General features: G+C 47.2%; 15 protein-coding genes. 10 read left to right on the top strand and 5 right to left on the bottom strand.

Going from position 1 to position 19,855, the window contains the following annotated elements; genetic code table 11:
- Window positions 1-17 precede the first annotated feature (17 nt).
- The 3 genes from BLU97_RS03910 to BLU97_RS03920 are packed head-to-tail and all read left to right on the top strand — an operon-like array spanning window position 18 to window position 5,031.
- On the top strand, window positions 18-464 hold the full coding sequence (locus BLU97_RS03910; RefSeq protein WP_074760320.1) for a hypothetical protein: 447 nt from the start codon (window positions 18-20) through the stop codon (window positions 462-464).
- A 12-nt stretch (window positions 465-476) separates the two neighbouring features.
- Complete coding sequence (locus BLU97_RS03915; protein WP_139208751.1) at window positions 477-4,316, top strand: hypothetical protein; 3,840 nt, start codon at window positions 477-479, stop codon at window positions 4,314-4,316.
- 22 nt (window positions 4,317-4,338) lie between these two features.
- Complete coding sequence (locus BLU97_RS03920) at window positions 4,339-5,031, top strand: hypothetical protein (RefSeq protein ID WP_074760322.1); 693 nt, start codon at window positions 4,339-4,341, stop codon at window positions 5,029-5,031.
- A 21-nt stretch (window positions 5,032-5,052) separates the two neighbouring features.
- Here BLU97_RS03920 and radC read toward each other — a convergent pair whose 3' ends face one another.
- Genes radC through efp form a run of 3 tightly spaced genes read right to left on the bottom strand, consistent with a single transcriptional unit; the run spans window position 5,053 to window position 7,294 of the window.
- Entirely contained in the window at window positions 5,053-5,742 is a 690-nt protein-coding gene (gene radC, locus BLU97_RS03925) for a RadC family protein (protein WP_074760323.1), read from the bottom strand.
- Window positions 5,739-6,728: a glycosyltransferase gene (locus BLU97_RS03930; RefSeq protein WP_074760324.1), complete on the bottom strand. Its 990-nt coding sequence runs from the start codon at window positions 6,726-6,728 to the stop codon at window positions 5,739-5,741. The genes radC and BLU97_RS03930 overlap by 4 nt, the downstream gene beginning before the upstream one ends.
- Complete coding sequence (gene efp, locus BLU97_RS03935; protein WP_013064453.1) at window positions 6,728-7,294, bottom strand: elongation factor P; 567 nt, start codon at window positions 7,292-7,294, stop codon at window positions 6,728-6,730. Before efp ends, BLU97_RS03930 begins: the two co-directional genes overlap by 1 nt.
- Window positions 7,295-7,468: 174 nt before the next feature.
- Here efp and rpmH point away from each other — a divergent pair, with 174 nt between their 5' ends.
- The 6 genes from rpmH (at window position 7,469) to BLU97_RS03965 (ending at window position 12,254) form a co-directional block, all read left to right on the top strand.
- Window positions 7,469-7,624 (top strand): 50S ribosomal protein L34, encoded by a 156-nt coding sequence (gene rpmH / locus BLU97_RS03940; protein ID WP_013063965.1) that lies wholly within the window; start codon window positions 7,469-7,471, stop codon window positions 7,622-7,624.
- Between the two features lie 105 nt (window positions 7,625-7,729).
- Window positions 7,730-8,380: a PASTA domain-containing protein gene (locus BLU97_RS03945; RefSeq protein ID WP_074760325.1), complete on the top strand. Its 651-nt coding sequence runs from the start codon at window positions 7,730-7,732 to the stop codon at window positions 8,378-8,380.
- The gene (locus tag BLU97_RS03950) at window positions 8,377-9,420 is read left to right on the top strand and encodes an RluA family pseudouridine synthase (RefSeq protein ID WP_013063418.1); all 1,044 of its coding nucleotides are present in this window, start codon (window positions 8,377-8,379) and stop codon (window positions 9,418-9,420) included. The genes BLU97_RS03945 and BLU97_RS03950 overlap by 4 nt, the downstream gene beginning before the upstream one ends.
- Before the next feature lie 21 nt (window positions 9,421-9,441).
- On the top strand, window positions 9,442-10,434 hold the full coding sequence (locus BLU97_RS03955) for a D-alanine--D-alanine ligase (protein WP_074760326.1): 993 nt from the start codon (window positions 9,442-9,444) through the stop codon (window positions 10,432-10,434).
- A 3-nt stretch (window positions 10,435-10,437) separates the two neighbouring features.
- Window positions 10,438-11,580 carry an acyltransferase gene (locus BLU97_RS03960; RefSeq protein WP_074760327.1) on the top strand — a complete coding sequence of 381 codons (1,143 nt, stop codon included), beginning with the start codon at window positions 10,438-10,440 and terminating at the stop codon, window positions 11,578-11,580.
- Complete coding sequence (locus BLU97_RS03965; protein ID WP_074760328.1) at window positions 11,577-12,254, top strand: hypothetical protein; 678 nt, start codon at window positions 11,577-11,579, stop codon at window positions 12,252-12,254. Before BLU97_RS03960 ends, BLU97_RS03965 begins: the two co-directional genes overlap by 4 nt.
- Here BLU97_RS03965 and BLU97_RS03970 read toward each other — a convergent pair.
- Both BLU97_RS03970 and BLU97_RS03975 read right to left on the bottom strand, forming a co-directional pair.
- Window positions 12,251-14,509, bottom strand: coding sequence for an alpha-xylosidase (locus BLU97_RS03970; protein WP_074760329.1), 2,259 nt, complete (start codon window positions 14,507-14,509; stop codon window positions 12,251-12,253). The genes BLU97_RS03965 and BLU97_RS03970 overlap by 4 nt on opposite strands.
- 9 nt (window positions 14,510-14,518) lie before the next feature.
- Complete coding sequence (locus BLU97_RS03975; protein WP_074760330.1) at window positions 14,519-16,270, bottom strand: glycoside hydrolase family 5 protein; 1,752 nt, start codon at window positions 16,268-16,270, stop codon at window positions 14,519-14,521.
- Between the two features lie 332 nt (window positions 16,271-16,602).
- Between BLU97_RS03975 and BLU97_RS03980 the strand changes: the two genes are divergently transcribed.
- Window positions 16,603-19,854, top strand: coding sequence for a SusC/RagA family TonB-linked outer membrane protein (locus BLU97_RS03980; RefSeq protein ID WP_074760331.1), 3,252 nt, complete (start codon window positions 16,603-16,605; stop codon window positions 19,852-19,854).
- The last annotated feature ends 1 nt before the right edge of the window (window position 19,855 follow it).

Genomic DNA, 19,855 nt, shown 5'->3' on the forward strand with positions numbered 1-19,855 from the left:
ATAAAACTATAAATATTATGAAAAAGTTAGTTATTACATTATTAGCACTTGTTGCTATTGTTACAGCAGTAAATGCTCAAGGTATGTCTGAAGAGCAGCGTGAGAAAACACTGTATAATCTGATTGTTCGTATGCGACCTGTTGGCACTCAATATGCCATCACTACCACGCCCGTTACTTATAATGAATACTGGGCTGCCACTGGCTCGAAGGCTCACTCTGCTGGTACCAGTGTCACGAAGGCTGCAAAAGTTACAAGGACGCAGGCAGAGAATATGGTTAAGAAGTTGAATGCTGAGACAAAAGGCGTCCTGAAATTCTCTATTGCCACTCCTGCACAGATTTCCCAAGGTTCAAAGAAAGTGGGCTTGCATGGAGAGATGGGACCACAGAATACCCAGACGCAGGGTTTCTTCTTGGTATTGCCCCATAGTCAATGGAAAATGTATAAAGCAACCGAATAATACCGTTATGCTATGACTCAAATTAGGAGATATCTCAAAACCCTGCTGACGGCATTGGCACTCCTGATGCCCTTAGGTGCATGGGCTAGTGGCGACTCAAAGAAAGCCCTGATTGATATGGACTTCGAACTGAAGGAGTTCAACGTGAATGACGGAGAGGGATGGGGAGGCTTTTCTGGGAAAGCTCATTTCTGGGCAACGAATGATGAATTCATTATAACCATTCCTGCCCAGACAGTTACCAGAAAGACCAATTATGAGGTGTATACAGCTAAACTCCCAGCCATCACGGTTAAAGGAAAGTGTAAGGTGGAACGCGCAACTTATGGTGGCTCTCCTCATTTCGCACTCTTGCCCGTCGGCAATGTGACGGTTAGCCCTACAAACCTTCATTTTGATATAGCCGTAAAAATTGATGGCACTGAGACTGGATATAAAGCAACAAAAGACTATGTGTTGTCTGCCAGTCAGGAACCTTGGTTCGAAACTGCTGGTATTATCCGCTTTTTTATCAATGCAGGCTTCGCCAGTAATGGTTCTGTTAATATTGGATTGAAATGGGATAAGCTGACGCGTAAGCCTCTTACAGGTACAACCCTTGCAGATTATCATAACCCAGATGTAATAGAATACAAGTGGGGCGAATATGATGGTGCACTAAGCGGTCAGTATCTGTATATTTCTGGAAAAGTTGAAGAAGTAAAAGTCAGCGAAGGCGACATAACAGCCAGTGCAGAGGATGATACGGAAGCTCCCGATGAGAAAGGTCCATGGGGAACAGCCATTCCTGCTGCCGTTGCTGCAGGTATCATCGGTTACCTGACTCATCTAATCAATAAACTCAGAAAGAGAAGAAAAGGAAATGCTAAAGACCAACAAGACGAAGATGATTCGGATGATAATGAAGAAGAGGACGATGATGACGAAGAAGAACCTGACCAGTTGGAGATGAAGTTCTACAAAGACTTCGATGGTACATTGATAAGTGGCGATGTTGCCCAGCGTGTTAGTGCCTGTATCGTGCGTCATCCTGCTAAAGGAGGTGAATGGGTGGATGAGAATCTGACCCGACAAATCGAGATTACTTCTGCCGATAATTACCTTGAAGTGGAGGACGACGGCATGGTAAACGGTTGGCGTTCATGTTTCGTATCAGCCCCACAGGATGATAATCCGCCCGAAGAGGGTGTCGTGAAGTTCCGCCTTTCTGTTGACAGGGGCACTTATACCAACCGCGTTCACTTCCGCATAGAAAAGGGCGAGATACAGTTCGGCCAGGAGAACCTGACCATCCCCGCTCAATATGAGTCGGTTTTGGAACTGCCTTTCCTGGTGCCAGGCTTTGAGGGCGAGAATGGTGTAACTGCCTACATCACAGATAGTGAAGGAAACGAAGGTGATTATGGGGTAGATGTGTATTGGGATGCTCAGAAAAAACATCACTTTGCGCATATTCGCGATAAAGTGAAAGATCCTGCAAAGGATGAGGGCATCCCTGGTCAGTACCTCAGTTATACGCTCCATGTAGAGGCCAAGAACGATCGTGGCACCAAGCTTGAAGGTACATTGCCTGTGCTGCGCTTTTACATGGGCCTGGCTGTGGAGTTTAAGGACAAGGGCGAGATAGGCTGTTACATCACAGAGTATGACCCGATGAAACACCGCACACGTCCGGAACTGCGTATCAAGGCTGGCAGCAAGCAGTATATGTCGCAGGAGAATCAGGCCATACTTACGCTTTATGATTATGATATCTCTCGTAATACCCTGCTGAAGATTTCTCCTATTCCGCTGCGTAAGGATGGATTTACTGTGAAGGCTAAGGACGAATCGAAGCAGGAGTTTGTGGATAAGTTGGGACTGCAGATGGAAGCACTGACAGATCGATGCGACGAGGGACGCCTCTGTCTCATTCGTAGTTTGAAGGGTGTGCTCGATGCGCCTAACCGTATTGATGCCGAGTGTATTATTAAGGTGGAATATCAGGGTCCGAACAATCCAGAGCCAAAGATCTACACTTGTACTCATGCTATACGTCTGGCATCACAGCCCCGTCGTGAAGTCCAGGATATGAATAGTGCCGAGGCCTTCATGAAGGAAGACCAACACACCTACGACCGCCTGATGCATATCATCGAGTCAGTTGTCCAGACTGGACAATTGAACCGCATGTTCCCGTTGGTGAAATACACCGAGATGCAGATAGAAGGCTATGATGCAGCCTACGGCTATGATAAGCGCAACGTTAATCGTATCCGAAGCACGTATGCCCGTCTGGTCATGGGTGACATCGGTGGCGTGGACGAGGAACTGCCGCCAGAGTTGGGCATCAAGGATGAGCTGGAATGGTGGTTCGAAGCCATAAAACAGGTAGAGAAAGACATCGGTTTCATTGGCCGTATTGTGGCAGGCGTCGGTTCATGGGGCCTTTCGGAACTTATCTTTATGCCCGTTGATTTTGCTGAAGAGATTCGTGAGTACGTTTACGACAAGAACGGCGACAGCATGCTGAAGATGTTCTGGATAGGCATTAAGAATGGTGCATTCATGGTGTTGGGTGCTACTGGCGCTGCCAGCACAATAAAGGCTAAGAACCTTACCCGTCAAGGCATGCGTGAGGCTATACAGAATGCCAAGAAGGGCTTTGAAAAGCCGTATAACACCCTAAAGGGATGGCTGTTCCGCGAATCGGCAGAGAAGAGTTTGGAGGCTACACGTCGTGCTTCATCGGTAGCAGAGATGCGTCTGAATGCTGCCAAGAATGCGCCACGTTTGCCAGGTGATTTGAACCTCGACAAAGCGATGGCGACAGGACGTGCCAATGCTGCTGAGAAGGTGAAGAACCTGAGAGCTGCCATTGAGATGGCGGAACAAAATGGTGAATGGACGAATGTAGCTCTGAAGAACCGTCTGATTCTGGAGGTACAAGGCGATAAGCAAGCCATGTATATGTTGAAGAATGCCAGCTCGAAGTACGATGTTGTCCGCAAGGAATTGAACGGCACCTTGAAGAATATCTATGAGATTACCGATGCCAAGAGTATAGCGGAGTTGTCAAAGAAGTACCCTGGCAGGAAGATACGGGTCATGAATGCCACATCGTCGAAAGCCGAGCAATTGGCCAGTGGAAAGACCATTACGATGGACCGTGACATCACTTATTATTTCGTCGACGAGAACAATGTGACGCATTATCTGCCTCATGAAGAGGTGGTTGAAGTCTATAACCGCAACTTCTACGAGACGACTCGACGTTTCACGTCGAAGTCGAATGTGATTGCGGATTCGTCTGCATCGTCTGCTGAGGTATATGGCAGGTATGCCAAGGGTAAGGATCAGACTGTCATCCAAGACGTATTGCATGATAATGAGAGTTTCGGCGTCGATTGGGAGAAACTTGCAGATAAAAGTCGTCATGGTGAGGCACTCACTAACCCAACCAAGGTGGGTGATGCCATGACCTTCAAGGGCTATGACCGTTTCCAATCGGCTGAGAAGATGCTAAAGGAGGCAGAAACCATCACCAACGAAGCAGAACGACTGCTCGTGCAGAGCGAGGCCGTAAACGAGTATATGGAAGGTCTGCGTCAGATGGCCAAAGAGTTCAACAACTTCGTCAAGCCCTATGATATTGCCCGTTATAAAGTCAACGGTACGAGCATGATTCCGCAGCACATGCGTGAGGCAGTGGAGATGGTTGAGGATATGTTCAAGGCTGGATCGACGGTCTCTATCGACCAGATACAGCGAGCTTTCCGTAGCATGAACTATAGTTTCTACCAATTCGCTGACGATATGGGTGCCTGCATGAAGCGGATAACTACAGCTAAGAGTTGGGAGATCGCAAAGTAAACGTATAAACAAAGGATTCTATATGGAAGAGAATAAAAATGGTCAAGGTTTCTGGGTGGAAAGCAACTTTGAACCCAATCCTAACTATCAGCCGAAGCGTAGACAAAAAGCTAAAGGTGGAACCTCGAAGCATAAGGCTGGGAACAGTAGTGCCCTGTCGGGACTTAACGCCCTATTGCCAAGTCTTACATGGTTTTTCCCAAGACTCTCTGGAATAATCTCACTGGGTACAGGCATCGTTTCACTGTTCGGTGGACTTGGAAAATTTCTAAAACGTGGATGCTTGATACTGGTTGTTGGTATTGTCGTCATCATTGCCTTACTTTGGGGAGTCGGTACATGCATGGGAATTGATGACGATGGTCATCAGGTAAAAGCTGTTGCTGATAGTACAATAGTGGAATCAGAACCAGTCGAAGAACCTGAGACTATTGCTGAACCAGAAACAGAACAAGAGGTTACAGAACCTGTTGAAGAACCAGCGATAGTTGAGGAACCTAAACCTGAGCCAGTTGAGGTTTCTGTGCCAGAACCAGAGCCGGAAAAGCCGAAGGTTACGCCTCAGCAAAATCCGCAGTCGAAAGCTTTGAACCGAAATAAGTCGACTCGTAAGCGTTCATCAAAGTCCACGGATACTCCTCCTACTAAAAAGAAGAAGGGCTATGGTTTCCGCTTGGAGAGGGTTGATCATATTCCAACGAAGGATAATCCGTAATTCTTAGTTGGAATATCAATCTTAACATTTTCCTTGTTCGTGGTAGCTGTAGTAGTGGCCATCTGTGATGATGACGTGATCGGCAAAGTGGATGTCCATCAGCTTGCAGGCATTCATGATGCTGATGGTTAACTCATCATCCTGTTTGCTGGGTGTGATGCCACCCGATGGGTGGTTGTGACATGCCACCAGCTGTGTGGCGTTGCAGAGTACTGCCTCGCGGATGATGAGGCGTATATCTACTGTTGTTGCGGTAATGCCGCCACGGGCAATACGCAGTTTCTTGATGAGTCGGTATTGCTGGTTAAGCAGCAGTACCCAGAACTCCTCTACATCCAAATCCTGCATCACTGGGTGCATGTGGTTGTAGATACGAGTGGCTGTGCCTAAATCGGGACGCTCCTCGGGTGTTTCCATCTGCCGGCGCTTGCCCAGTTCGCAGGCTGCCAGGATGGTGATGGCCTTGGCATCGCCTACGCCGTTATACTGGCATAGGTCGTGAATGGATTTCTTGCCTAAGGTGTTCAGACTGTTGTTGCAGTCGGCTAAGATGCGCTTCATTAAATCTACGGCGCTCTCTTTGGTTGAACCCGAACCAATCAGTATGGCCAATAGCTCAGCGCTGCTCAGTGCCTCGGCACCCAGCGTAGCCATCTTTTCGCGAGGACGATCCTCTTCGGCCCACTGATTAATGTTCAGTTTCTCGCTCATTTGTAGAAGTTTTTTTCGAATGCGGTAAACTCATCCTGCTTCAGTATGCAGCGTTTCCACCACGACTCGATGAAGCCGAAACCATAGCCCATCAGTTGTACAAAGGCGGCTGGGATGCTGAGCAATCCTACCCACAAGCTCTTGTTCTTGATGCTTGAGTCGATGCAGAGCAATAGACTATATAATATAATAGGAACGCACGCGAGCGCCCAGAAAAGCGAAATGAGCAGCAACCCGATGATACCCAAGGTGAATACGGTTGGCAGTAGATGCACTAACTTCATAGTGCCGGGATGGCGCTTTTCGAGATTGATGCGGGCGATACCGCTGTTGTACACCTGACGGAAAAACTTGCGGAAATCGGTGCGGCGCTTGTGCCACACCCAGGCCTCGGGGAAGAGACGTGGCATATAACCTGCCTCGACGATACGATACGAGAAGTCGATATCCTCGCCAAAACGCATCTTGGTAAAGCCGCCCAACTGGAGATACACATCGCGACGGATGCCCATGTTGAACGAACGGGGATAGAACTTATCAAGCTTAGCCTTTCCACCTCGGATACCACCAGTGGTAAAAAAGGATGTCATCGAGTAGCTGATGGCCTTTTGTATCGGGGTGAACGATGGGTGTGTGGCGTCGGGACCGCCAAAAGCTTCGCATGGGTTCTGCTTGAGCTCATCCTCGACAGCTTGAAGATAGCTTGCGGGCAGTACCACATCGCTATCTAAAATGATAACATACTCACCGTTAGCACGTTCGGCACCGTAGTTGCGACTCTGACCGGGACCGCTGTTCTCCTTGGCGTAATAATGCAAATCAAGGATGCTTGCGTATTTATCGCAAACATCCTTGCATGGTTTTACTGATCCGTCCTCTATTATCAGAACCTCAAAATCCTTAACGGTTTGTTCACTGAGGCTCTGTAACAGTTCGTCTACCTCGTCGGGACGATTGTAGACGGGAACGATGATCGAGTATCTCATTATTCCTTTACACGCTGCAGGTAAGAACCGTCGCGAGTGTCAACCTGAATCAGGTCGCCCTCGTTGATGAACAGAGGAACACGAATCTCAACACCAGTCTCCAGAGTAGCAGGCTTCAGAGTGTTGGTAGCAGTGTCGCCCTTAACACCAGGCTCAGAGTGAGTAACGCGGAGAACGGTCTTAACTGGCATCTCAGCGTAAAGGATAGTACCATCGGTAGTGTCAGAAACAACCTCCACGATGTCGCTCTCCTTCATGTACTCATGACCGATTACGAGCTCGTTGTCGATGGGGATCTGCTCGAATGTCTCCTGATTCATGAAGATACGACCAGACTGGTCCTCATAGAGATACTGGTAAGGACGACGCTCGATGATTACATCCTCGAGCTTCTCACCGATGTTGAAGCGACGCTCCAGTACGCGACCGTCTGAAACGTTCTTAACTTTGATAATCATGATGGTGTTACCCTTACCTGGCTTGCGGTGCTGGAAATCGATGCACACCCAGATGCCACCGTCCATGCGAATGGCGGTGCCCTTTTTAATGTCCTGTGAATTAATCATAAACCTTTAAAATATTACTTTTATATCGTTTTCGGGTGCAAAGGTACTGCTTTTTTGGAAAAAAACATAAAAAGTTTAGCTAAAAATCGTATAAAATTTGCGTAATTCAAAAGAAATGAGTACTTTTGCACCCCAAATCGGTAAATAAATAACAAAATTAAATAAGTATTCACAATGAAGAGAACATTTCAGCCACACAATCGCCGTCGCGTAAACAAGCACGGCTTCCGTGAGAGAATGGCCACCAAGAACGGTCGTCGAGTACTGGCTGCTCGTCGCGCTAAGGGCCGCAAGAAGTTGACAGTTTCTGACGAGAATCACGGAAAGTAATCCGAGAGGAACTTAGAAAATGAGTTAAAATAGAAAGAAGTAGAGTGAAATCTTTGCTTCTTTCTGTTTTTTTATGTACTTTTGCACAAAATTCGCAAAAGAAAGATGAGAACAAAAGAATTCTTCGGCAAGTTCTGTAGTAAGTTCCTGATTTGGAACCTGATAGCTATGGCGCTCGTGGTCATCCTGTTGGTGGTAGGTGTGAACTACGGACTTGACTGGTACACCCATCACGGTGAGAGTATCAGAGTGCCGAATATAGAGGGTATGCGAATAGCCAAGGCACGCGAGATGATGGAAGAGTGCGGACTGGAGATTGTGGTAACCGATTCGGGTTACAACAAACGCTTGCCTGCCGACTGCGTACTGACGCAGAGCCCTGGTGCCGGACTGACTGTTAAGTCGGGCCATACCATTTATGTAACCATCAACTCGTCGAACTCGCCATCGGTAGCTATTCCCGACGTGGTGGATAACTGCAGCTACCGCGAGGCCGAGGCTAAGCTGATATCATTGGGATTTAAAGTTCTTCCGCCACAGTATGTAACAGGCGAGAAGGATTGGGTTTACGGTGTGTCGTGCAATGGTCGTAAGGTTTCTACAGGCGAACGTATATCCATCGAACAGCCCCTGACGCTGCTGGTAGGTAGCGGACAGTATGGTGCCGATGAAGAATTGAACGTAATTGGCGGCGACGATGCTATGATGCAGAGCGGTAACGGCGAAGTGGATGATTTTGAGGAGGTAACAGAATGACAAACGAAACCATCGATATCGAAGAGCAGGAGCAAGAAGACTTGCTGTACGAACACTTTCGTATGGAGGTTGATAAAGGACAGGTGCCTATACGTATTGATAAGTACCTGGTTGAACATCAGCCACACTCCAGTCGTAACCGTATCCAGCAGGCTGCCGATGCAGGTTTTATACATGTAAACGAAAAGCCAGTAAAAAGTAACTATAAGGTACGTCCGGGCGATATCATCACATTGATGCTCGATCGTCCGCATTACGATACCACAATCGAACCCGAAGATATCCCATTAGAAGTGGTTTACGAGGATGCCGACCTGATGGTGATTAACAAGCCTGCAGGTATGGTGGTTCACCCGGGATGCGGCAACTTTAACGGCACCTTGGTAAATGCAATAGCCTGGCATCTGAAGGATTTGGCCAGCTACGATCCTAACGACCCAGAGGTGGGTTTGGTGCATCGTATCGATAAGGATACCAGTGGCCTGTTGGTAGTAGCCAAAACACCCGATGCCAAGACATCATTAGGAAAACAGTTTTTTAACAAAACCACTCACCGCAGTTATAATGCCTTGGTGTGGGGAAACTTTGTGGAGGACGAAGGTCGTATCGAAGGAAATATCGGTCGCGATCCCAAGGACCGTCTGCGTATGGAGGTGTTCCCACCCGATTCAGAGATAGGAAAACCAGCCGTAACCCATTACAAGGTGATGGAACGTTATGGCTATGTAACACTGGTGGAGTGTATCCTCGAAACAGGTCGTACCCACCAGATACGTGCTCACATGAAACATATCGGGCACCCGTTGTTTGCCGATGAGCGCTATGGCGGTACCGAACTGTTGCGTGGCGAGCGTACTGCCAGCTACAAGGCTTATATCCAGAACTGTTTTAAACTCTGTCCGCGGCAGGTGCTGCATGCTAAGACCTTAGGTTTTGTACACCCTACCACGGGTAAGCAGATGGACTTTACGTCAGAGTGGCCTGCTGATATGGCGGCTCTGATTGATAAGTGGAGAAAGTATATAAAGGCAAAAGAATAAGAAGTAAAAACATAAGATACAATGGAGAACTTAAAGAGAACGATTGCCATCGTATGTGGTGGCGACTCATCAGAACACGACGTTTCTCTGCGCTCGGCACAGGGACTTTATTCATTTTTTGATAAGGAACGCTACGATGTGTATATCGTAGATATCAAAGGACAGGACTGGCACGTGGAGCTGCCAGATGGAACTACAGCTAAGATCGACCGAAACGACTTCTCGTTTATGGAAAACGGCGAGGCCAAGGTTTTCGACTATGCTTATATCACCATTCATGGCACCCCAGGCGAGAACGGTCTGTTGCAGGGCTATTTTGATCTGATTGGTCTGCCTTACAGCACCAGCGGCGTACTGGTTGAGGCTATGACCTTTGATAAGTTCGTGCTGAACCAGTATCTGCGCGGCTACGGTGTAAAGGTGGCCGATTCACTGCTGATTCGCAAGGGCTACGAGGAGTTGGTAAGCGACGACGAGATTGAGGAGCGTATCGGTATGCCATGCTTTGTAAAGCCTGCTGCCGATGGTTCATCATTCGGTGTATCGAAGGTGAAGGAGAAGGATATGCTGGCTCCTGCCATCCGCAAGGCCATGTTGGAGAGTCCTGAGATTATGGTTGAGAGCTACCTCGAAGGTACCGAGATCTCTATCGGTGTTTATAAGACCAAGGAGAAAACAGTGGTTCTGCCTGCCACCGAGGTGGTTACCAGTAACGAGTTCTTTGATTACGATGCCAAGTACAACGGACAGGTACAGGAGATTACTCCAGCCCGTTTGCCCGAGGATGTAACAGAGCGCGTACGTCAGATTACCTCGCATATCTATGATATCCTGCATTGTAATGGTATCATCCGTATCGACTTTATCATCTCGAAGGAGGGTAACATTTCGATGCTTGAGGTAAATACCACACCAGGTATGACAGCTACCAGCTTTATCCCTCAGCAGGTACGTGCAGCAGGTCTGTCGATGACCGATGTGCTGACAGAGATTGTTGAGAATCAGTTTGATTAATATATGAGAGAAGAGTTCGACGAGATCCGACCTTACGAGGCGGGAGAGATGAAGCAGGCGTTCGACGACTTGCTCAACGACAGACAGTTCCAGATGATACTGAAGGGCTTTACCCCGTGGTTGCCCAAATCGATGCGTAACGCCTTGTTGCGCCTGGCATTTACTGGTATCAAAACACCACTCGATTTCCAGAAGCGTTTTATGAAACCTGTGGTTAACTACATCATCCGCAAACATACCGACGGGTGCTCGTTCCAGGATTCTTCGATTGCAGCTTACGATAAGAGTCAGCGATACACATTTGTATCGAATCATCGCGATATCGTGCTTGACTCGGCATTCTTGGATGTAAAGCTGGTTGAAGCAGGTTATCCCACTACCGTTGAAATAGGTATTGGCGATAATCTGCTTATCTATCCGTGGATTAAACGATTGGTGCGTATGAACAAGGCCTTTACCGTACGTCGTGGCTTGTCGCTGCGCGAAACGTTGGCAGCCTCGCAACTTATGAGTCGTTATATCCACTATGCCGTAACCCAGAAAAAGGAGAATATCTGGATTGCCCAGCGCGAGGGTAGAGCCAAGGATTCGAGCGACCACACCCAGGATGCTGTGCTTAAGATGCTGGCGATGGGGGGTGACTTGAAGGAGCTGAACATCGTACCGCTCACCATCAGCTATGAGTTTGATCCTTGCGACTATCTGAAGGCACAGGAGTTCCAGCAGAAACGCGATAATCCGGCTTTCAAGAAATCACGACAGGACGATCTCGACAATATGAAGACAGGTATCTTCGGCTATAAGGGACGTGTGGTTTATCGTCCTGCAGCTCCCATCAATACCTGGATCGATGAGCTCTCGGCGTTGCCAAAGACAGAGTGGTTCAAGGCTGTGGCTGAGCGTATGGACCGTGAGATACATCGCGGCTACGAACTTTATCCCTGTAACTACATCGCCCTTGATGAGTTGAATGGCGATAAGGCTAATGCAGCCCATTATACCGATGCCGACGTGAAACGTTTCAATCAGTATTTAGCTGGTCAGATGGCTAAGATACAGTTGCCAAATAAGGATGAGGCATTCCTGCGTGAGCGCATGCTGACGATGTATGCCAACCCAGTGCGAAACTTAATGGCTGCCCAATGAGAAAGTTACTTAGCATAGTATCGTCCTTCCTCCTTCCTCTTTCCTCCTTCCTCATCATCTCGTGCTCTCAGGATGTTTACGATAAGGGCGAGGGGAAGTACTCTTTGTTGCGAGGCGACTTTGCTGAGGCTGTGGTGAACAGCAACCAGCAGGTAACAAAGATTGTTACCGATGATGGCGACGAATTGTCGCTCACAGCACCTTATACTGCCAATTGGGTCAGCAAGGCCGATACCACCTATCGCTGTATGCTATATTATAATAAGGTGGATAATCAGGCCGAGGTGGTTTCGATGGGTCAGGTGCCGTGTGCCTATATTACCCTGCTTTCGGATTCCGACAAGCCGTTGTTGACCGATCCTGTGAAGTTCGAGAGCACCTGGATGAGTAAAACGGGAAAGTATCTGAACCTGAGTCTGCAGCTGAAGACGGGTGTTACCGATGATTCTACCGCCGCTCAGAGCTTAGCGATTGTTAGCGATACGCTGGTTAAGCATGCTGATGGCAAGCAGATACGTCATCTTATTCTGTATCACGATCAGGGTAACGTGCCTGAGTATTACTCCACTAAGGTATATCTCAGTATCCCTACAAAAAGAATTGTTGCCGACTCGGTTAGAATCAGCATCAACTCGTACGACGGTGAGGTTATTGCCAAGCACCGTATCCGTTAATTTGCTTTATATTCTTTGTTCTCTATCGCATTCCAGTTAATCTGGTCGGTGCGCTGGGCCAGTGGGGCGTGGGGTATCACACTGCCATCCTTGACCAGGATGATGCAGGGTATCTTGCCTGCCTCGATGGTCTGATAGCCGCCGTCGTAAACCTTACCTGTCTGATAGTCGATCCACTTGCCATTTGGCAGATAGACATTACGACTGTTGCCACTCTCCAATAATGGAGCCACCAGCATCTTTGAGCCGAACATATACTCATCTTCTACATACCAGGCACCCAGATCGTGTGGGAACTCTACCAGCAGGGCACGTACCATGGGCAGTCCTAACTTAGAGCACTCCTTGGCCTGTTCCCAAACATATGGCATCAGCTTATACTTCATCTCGGCGCAAGCACGGAAGGCATCGGTAAACGATTCGGAGATGAGCCAAGGCTCTGTGGGAGGGGCACCATGGGCACGGGTGTGACTGCTCAGGAATCCGAATGGCAGCCAACGACGATAGATATCCTCGGGCGATGCTGTGACGAAACCGCCCATATCATGACTCCAGAACGAGAAACCACTCAGTCCAAAACTCAGTCCACCTCGCAAGTCGCCAAGCATGCCAGTGTTGGTGGTAGCGGCATCGCCACCCCAGTGCAGGGCATAGCGCTGACTGCCTGCCCATGCCGAACGGGCCCAGATAATACCTTCGTTAGGATGATTGCGCTCTACAACCTCCCAGAGTGCCTTGTTGTAGCGTAGCGGATAGAGGTTGTGCTCATACAGTCCGCCCTTACCGCTATGATAGAAACCATTGTAAGGCGCAGCTTCGCCAAAGTCGCACTTGATAGTTGAAACGCCTTGTTTCAGTAGTCCCTCAATCTTTTGCTGATACCAATCTACGGTTTCGGGGTTTGAGAAATCCAGAATGGCATCCTCAACAGGCATACCGCCTGTAGCGTTCTTAACGTTCAAGCCCTTGTCGATAATCTCGTTAAAGAATCGGTTCTTGGGTGTGAAGTAGGGGAGCTGCCACAAGCAGGTGTGGAAACCGTCCTTTGCTAACTGCTTCAGCATCTTTACCGGATCCTTAAAACGGTCTTTGGCAAATTGGTAGTCGCACTGCCAGTCGGTACCAAACCAGCCCGTATCAAAATGTATCACATCGGCAGGAATACGGTTGGCGCGCAACTGACGGGCAATCTCCAGACCCTCTTCTTGCGAGAAATAAGTGATACGACTCATCCAGGTGCCAAAACTCCACAGCGGAGGCAGTGGCGATTTGCCTGTAATCTCGGTATATTCGTAAAGGATATCCTTAGGCTCGCCGAAGAAAATGAAGAAGTCCATCTGCTCATCGGCCATAAACAGGCGGTCGGCGCCGATATACGAAGCACCGAAGTCGCAGGTTACTGGGGCTGATGTATGCATGAAAATGCCGTAGCCACGATTCGAGAAGAAGAAGGGGACGGGCTTATATTGTCCGTCGGTCTCGGGACCCTGTGGGTCGGTCACACTCAGATGCACCTTCTGTCCCACCTTGTTCAGCGACGTGAACGACTCACCGCAACCATAGATGCGCTCACCTGGTGCCAGTGTCAGCACGGGGTTGATGCTGCGACTGTTGTCGCTGCCTCGCTTAATAAACGAGAAGGGTTGCAGCTTTACCTGCGAAGAATCGTTATCGATGAGGTGGCGTGTCTGTGTCAGCACTTTGCCGTTAGCATCCTTTATCACCAGTCGCCAAGGGTACTGCTTGATCTCTATGCTGCCATAGGACGATTTATAACTAATGGCGTCAGCTGTCTGCGATGTTTTCCACATCGCACCCACGCCCTTTTCCTTAAACCCATCACAGAACATGATATCCTCCTGGTCTGTGTTCTTAGGCTCCACTGGTGAAGTGAACATGCGGATGCGTGCTGCTCTGGGCGAGATAAACTCAATTTTAATCTTCAGGTTCGGGTCGTTCTCGTAAGCCGCATCGGGGAAGTCCAACATCTGCATACGTACAGGCCAGTAGCCATTCAGGTTAAAAGCCTGTCGTGGACTCATACGATATCGCTTCCACTGTACCAGTCCTTCGCCTTTGGCAGTGTCGAAACTTACCAAAGAATCAGCAAAAAAGTACGTGTTCGACAGATCGTAGAAATCTGTCGACATATCTTTCTGCATACACTGCAGGTACTGCACACCTGCGTTTGTCTGAATCTGTGCTGTGGCATGTAATCCCCATGCAGCACACATTATTAATAATAAGCGTTTCATTGTTAATGGTTATTTGGTAAAATATTTTTTTCCGTTCTGGATGTAGATTCCCCTTTGTGGCTGAGCTATCTGCTGCCCCTGCAGGTTATAGATGCGATCGTCGACTGATGGGGTATGGTGTACATCGTGTATGCCGCTAACAGGCGATGATTCTGTGCTAAGAGAGCAGCCCCAGGCAACGGTTGGGGTGAGTTTTACTTCCGAGTTGTCGCTCTTGATCAGCACCACCTTGTTGATTTTAGCTGTTGTAACACCGACATTGGTTTGGAGTGTGATGCGCGAAACGGTAGAACCTGTTTTTGCACTTTCAAAGTTTACGGTGGTTGTTTTAGAGTTGGCTGAGAGAGTATAGTAATTTTCTTTGAAACTTGAACCGGTAGCATCGCCATATACCTTTACTTGCAGCTTGCTGCCATAGTTATCGTCCATCTCTATGCGTAACCCTTTATACTCAGTTAGTTTCAGTGGCGATACACTATTGTAGTTGCCATAAAGGAATAGTTCGGCCCAGTCTTTTTCGTAGTTTACAATATAACTGATGTTGAAATCATCCTCGGTAGGGTAGCTGCCTGCAAAGTCGTTACCATGATAGGCCTTAGCTATACGCTCAGCCAGATCGGGCTGGTTGAAGGCTGGCAGCGAACGGTAAGCGCCATCCGACAGTCCCATCCAGTAGAAGGTGGCTACATTCTTCTCTTTACATGCCTTTATCATGTAATCCACAAATTCAAACATCACATCCCTGCGCACATCATAGTCGGTCTTTCCGTCGCCTTCATCCACGTTGGCTGTACCCCATTCGCCCAGAATCATAGGTACGCCTTTCGAGATGATATACGTGTCCCATGCGGCCACCATATCATCAATCTCATTCTTGACGTTCGCAGTGCCGTTTTCGATATGGGGGTAGTCGTGAACCTGTACAATCAGATGGTTCCCTGTCTGCTCGGTAGGGATGGTAAACTTCGATAGAGGCTCTTTCAGATGGTTGTTCCAGGTACCGCTACCACAACAGGCGGCATAGGTGTTTACCACCAGGTTACGCGTGGTGTTTTTGCCCCCCGTATTGCGTACAGTAGTTACAAAACTCTGAGCATAGCTGTTAATGGCATTATAGGCCGATGTGGCTACAGTAGCATCATATTTATTGGTTGATGCATACGAGGCAAAGCACCACGAACTCAGCTTATCCAGCATCTCGTTATAGCTTTCAAACAGCAAATGCTCATCGTAATCCTTAAACTCTTCGGCAATTTGCTTCCATAGGTTCTCGTATCTGGTTTTGTTCTGCTCGTAGTTAGCCTCGTCGGCCTTTATCCACGATTTGAAGCTGTCTTTATCGGCGCCAGTGTCGTGATGTACATTAACTATACAATAGAGCCCTTGGTTGATCACGTAATCTACCACTTCGTGTACACGTTTCATCCATTCGGCGTTCACCTTGCCGTCTTTATCCATGTGGTTATACCATGTTACAGGCACACGGATGGCGCCAAAGCCGGCCTCCTTCATCATCTTGATGAGCTCGGGCTTGGTTTTGCTTTGTCCCCAACAAGTCTCTGACTCCAGTCCCTGTTGCCCCCAGTAGTTGTCTTTTGTAAAATCGTGATTGGTCTGGTTGTTGGCTTCTAGGGTGTTGCCTAGGTTCCAGCCCACGCCCATATTTTTTACGGCTTGGGTGGCTGTTTCAAACTCCTGAGCCTGTAAATGCATGCCGCACATCAGCAACAAAGCAAAAAAAGTATTAACTCTCTTGTTCATATTGTTTTAGATTGATAATTATGGGGCAAAGGTAAACACTTTCTATCATATTTTGGGTGGTTTTTACGTATTTTAAATGTTAAAAAACGGCATTAGGTAAAAAAGTATCAGTTTTGGGCAAGCAAAATTGTTTTAGTTTCTTAAATTTTGCCTATCTTTGCCCCCGAAAACTTAAAATAAAGAAAAATATGACCCGAAACAATTCGTCTTAACTATTGAGTCATCGCGTACCTATTTATATATTAGGCTTGCGTTCAATAGGAGTATTACTAAATACTCACTCCAACTAAGACATTATCACAAACCAATTATCTATAGTTTAAAACTTAAGTATGAATCGAAATTTTAGAAAGACAGCGCTGCTGATGGGTACTATGGCCTGCTTAGGTCTTGGTTACTCTTCAAATGCCTATGCCGCCGGAGCTCCTCAGGAAATCCAGCAGGCAACGAAGAAGATTACAGGTACTGTAGTCGATGCATCAGGCCCCGTTATCGGAGCTAGCGTAGTTGAAAAAGGTAAGTCAGGTAATGGCGTTATTACCGATTTCGACGGAAACTTCTCTCTCTCAGTGTCGCCTGGTGCAACACTTGTTATCTCGTACATCGGTTATGAGACTCAGGAAATTAAGGTGGGCAACCAGTCAACCCTCAGCATCACCCTGAAGGAAGACAATGCTCAGCTTGATGAAGTGGTAGTTATTGGTTACGGTGTCCAGAAGAAAAAGTTGGTAACTGGTGCAACAGTAGAGGTGAAGGGTGAGGACATCGCTAAGATGAATACCACTCAGGTTCTTGGTGCACTGCAGAGCCAGAGCCCAGGTGTGATGATTCAGGCCGTATCGGGTCAGCCTGGTGAAGGATTTAAGGTAGCTATTCGTGGTGCAGGTACTAATGGTGATACCAAACCTCTTTACGTTATCGACGGTGTAAGTGGTGGTGATATTAATAATTTGAACCCCGCAGATATCGAGCGTATCGACGTGCTGAAGGATGCTGCATCATGTGCTATCTACGGTTCTGCTGCAGCTAATGGTGTAATCCTCATAACTACCAAGCAGGGTAAGCAGGGCAAGGTTACCGTTACTTATGATGGTAACATTGGATGGTCAAATATCTATCGTCTGCCACAAATGCTTACAGCGCAGCAGTATATGGATGTGCAGGATCTGGTTCGCTTTAATAGTGGCGTAGAGCCACGCGATTGGTCACAGTATATCGATGCTGATTTACTGGCACGCTATAAGAATGGCTATGAAGGGTCTAATTATCTGGAGGCTATCAGGAATAAGAATGCGGTAACTACTAGCCATTCTGTCAATATAGCAGGTGGTTCGGAGTACTCAAAGTTCTCTACTGGTATTGGTTACCAGTATCAGGATGGTATTCTGGGTAATCTCGTTAAGTCAGACTTCCGTCGTTTTACTCTACGTTTGAATTCAGAGCACGTCATCTACCGTAACTCAAAAGGTATGGACGTTGTGAAGGTGGGTGAGAATGTTTACTACCAGCATCGTCAGAGTCAGGGACTTCAGCAGGGTGACCAGTACAGCAACGAATTGTCGAACATGCTGCGTGCTAATCCTTGCATACCTATTTATAATGCCAACGGTGATTTCTTTGGCTATGAGGATCTTAAATCTTCAGGCTCATCTGCTAACGGATGGTTTGACTATAACTCATATAGCAGCAACCCAATTGCATCGATGATGTATAATCAGAGTGCAAACAATAAGAGTGTTAGCCACGGACTCAATGCTGTTGGATATATTGAAATCCAACCTATTAAGAATTTGGTATATCGTGGACAACTCAGTTACAACCAGAGCACTTGGACTTGGCGTAATTATCTGCCAGCTTATAAACTGAACGACCAAGGTGCTAGTCGTGCTGTGGATTCGGCAACTAACCAGATTGGTACAGGTTGGGGATGGAGTACGACAAATACGCTGAACTATAAGTTTGATTTGGCTACAAAACATCACTTCGATTTGTTGGTAGGTACAGAATATGGCATGTCAAAACCCGACTATGGATTCCAACTTAATGCCACGGCAAATAACTCTTATTTCGGTGATATGAAGCATGCCTATATGGGATTTATGAAGACTCGTGAAGGCGATGCAACCGTAAGTGGTACGCCTTATGGAGATTCTCGAGGAATGTCATACTTTGGTCGTGTTAACTACGACTTCAACGAGACTTATATGTTCACCGCTATTTTCCGTGCTGATGGCTCATCGGTATTTGCACCAGGACATCGCTGGGGCTATTTCCCATCGTTCTCTGCAGGTTGGGTTGTTAGCAATGAGAAATTTATGAAAAATACTGCTTCTTGGCTTGATTTCCTTAAGATTCGTGCTGGTTGGGGACAGAATGGTAATAAGAATGCTGACGCTTTCTCATATCAGGCTACGTTCCAATATGGTTCGTTCGGTAATTATTCATTCAATAATACAAAGGATACTTCAACCAATGGTGCATATCCATCACGTTTGGCTAATGAGAATATCACATGGGAAACATCTGAACAGCTCGACTTAGGTTTTGATGCTCGCTTCCTCGGGGGACGTCTGGGATTAGCTTTCGACTGGTACAAAAAGACAACAAAGGATCTTCTCCTTTATGTGCCTGTAACTCCTACTACAGGTTTCTCTACCCAGTTGCAGAATGCTGGTACAGTTGAGAATACTGGTATTGAAGTTGCTTTGAATTGGCGTGACCAGATTGGCAAGGATTTCAATTATGGCATTAGCTGGAATATGGCAGTTAATAAGAATGAGGTAACTAAGGTTAACAGCTCTCAGAATTACAATAATGGTGGTAACGACCTCTTGGCTCAGGGTACAGGTTACATGGCTCGATTCCAAGAGGGACATCCTATTGGCTACTTCTGGGGCTATAAGACTGATGGTGTAGTACAGAATGCTGAAGATCTGCAGGATTATGTTAAAGCCAACTGTGATGGTGATGCTGCAAACTCGCTTCAGGGCTCGTCTTTGAAACCTGGTGATTTGAAGTTTGTGGATGTAAATGGCGATGGTGTTATCAATGCTGACGACAAAACAGACCTTGGTAATCCTCATCCAGATGTGACGATGGGTCTTACTCTGAGTGCAGACTATAAAGGCTTTGATCTCAATATCACAGGTTTTACAGCTCTTGGACAGCAGGTGGCTCGTTCTTATCGTAAGTTCACTGATGGTGAGCAGGAAAACTACACTACAGAGGTGTTCAGCTATTGGAATGGAGAGGGCACATCAAATAAGTATCCTCTGCTTGCTCGTATGAATGAAGGTGTGAACTGGCAGTCAATCTCTGACATCTATATTGAGGATGCTGGTTACTTCCGCTTGCAGAATGTGACATTGGGCTATGACTTCAAGCATATTTGGAAAAATTGCCCATTCCAGCAGCTTCGTTTCTATGTTACTGCACAAAATCTGTTGACTATTACCAAATACAAGGGTATGGATCCTGAGAATGGACGCGCTCTTAGAAACGGAGAACCATGGGTAACAGGTGTTGATGTAGGTAACTATCCTCAGCCTCGTACATACTTAGTAGGTGTCAATGTTAAATTCTAAA

This window comes from Xylanibacter ruminicola, from assembly GCF_900107775.1.
Classification (GTDB): Bacteria; Bacteroidota; Bacteroidia; order Bacteroidales; family Bacteroidaceae; genus Prevotella; species Prevotella ruminicola_C.

Bases quoted from the DNA above. Each gene is read 5' to 3' on its own strand.
- BLU97_RS03910 (WP_074760320.1), top strand. From the start codon at position 18: ATGAAAAAGTTAGTTATTACATTATTAGCACTTGTTGCTATTGTTACA.
- BLU97_RS03915 (WP_139208751.1), top strand. From the start codon at position 477: ATGACTCAAATTAGGAGATATCTCAAAACCCTGCTGACGGCATTGGCA.
- BLU97_RS03920 (WP_074760322.1), top strand. From the start codon at position 4,339: ATGGAAGAGAATAAAAATGGTCAAGGTTTCTGGGTGGAAAGCAACTTT.
- radC (WP_074760323.1), bottom strand. From the start codon at position 5,742: ATGAGCGAGAAACTGAACATTAATCAGTGGGCCGAAGAGGATCGTCCT.
- BLU97_RS03930 (WP_074760324.1), bottom strand. From the start codon at position 6,728: ATGAGATACTCGATCATCGTTCCCGTCTACAATCGTCCCGACGAGGTA.
- efp (WP_013064453.1), bottom strand. From the start codon at position 7,294: ATGATTAATTCACAGGACATTAAAAAGGGCACCGCCATTCGCATGGAC.
- rpmH (WP_013063965.1), top strand. From the start codon at position 7,469: ATGAAGAGAACATTTCAGCCACACAATCGCCGTCGCGTAAACAAGCAC.
- BLU97_RS03945 (WP_074760325.1), top strand. From the start codon at position 7,730: ATGAGAACAAAAGAATTCTTCGGCAAGTTCTGTAGTAAGTTCCTGATT.
- BLU97_RS03950 (WP_013063418.1), top strand. From the start codon at position 8,377: ATGACAAACGAAACCATCGATATCGAAGAGCAGGAGCAAGAAGACTTG.
- BLU97_RS03955 (WP_074760326.1), top strand. From the start codon at position 9,442: ATGGAGAACTTAAAGAGAACGATTGCCATCGTATGTGGTGGCGACTCA.
- BLU97_RS03960 (WP_074760327.1), top strand. From the start codon at position 10,438: ATGAGAGAAGAGTTCGACGAGATCCGACCTTACGAGGCGGGAGAGATG.
- BLU97_RS03965 (WP_074760328.1), top strand. From the start codon at position 11,577: ATGAGAAAGTTACTTAGCATAGTATCGTCCTTCCTCCTTCCTCTTTCC.
- BLU97_RS03970 (WP_074760329.1), bottom strand. From the start codon at position 14,509: ATGAAACGCTTATTATTAATAATGTGTGCTGCATGGGGATTACATGCC.
- BLU97_RS03975 (WP_074760330.1), bottom strand. From the start codon at position 16,270: ATGAACAAGAGAGTTAATACTTTTTTTGCTTTGTTGCTGATGTGCGGC.
- BLU97_RS03980 (WP_074760331.1), top strand. From the start codon at position 16,603: ATGAATCGAAATTTTAGAAAGACAGCGCTGCTGATGGGTACTATGGCC.